The organism is Halomonas sp. SIMBA_159, assembly GCF_046536035.1.
Lineage (GTDB): Bacteria > Pseudomonadota > Gammaproteobacteria > Pseudomonadales > Halomonadaceae > Vreelandella > Vreelandella venusta_A.
In genome coordinates, this window is the sequence record NZ_JAWJBT010000760.1 from 1 (window position 1) to 265 (window position 265).

Here is a 265-nt window from a genome sequence, read left to right on the forward strand (position 1 = left end):
CTACGGCCTGGTCCTGCGGGCTTTCGGCGAGGGCCTGACCTTTGCCGGCATTGTCCAGGCGATGAAGGACTCCGCACGCACCAGCGGCATGATCTACTTCATCCTGTTCGGCGCGGAGGTGCTGAAGGGCTTTTTCACCCGCGCCGGTCTGCCGGCCGCGCTGTCCGACTGGGCCAGCGCCAGCGGCTACAACCCCTGGATCGTGCTGATCGCGCTGCTGGCCATGCTGATCGTGCTCGGCTGCTTCATGGACTCGCTGTCGATG

General features: G+C 65.7%; 1 protein-coding gene. It reads left to right on the plus strand.

Annotated elements, in window-relative coordinates; all coding sequences use genetic code 11:
* Positions 1 to 265 (plus strand): TRAP transporter large permease subunit (locus R0J87_RS21250; protein WP_498888770.1); only part of this gene is annotated, 265 nt, incomplete at both ends.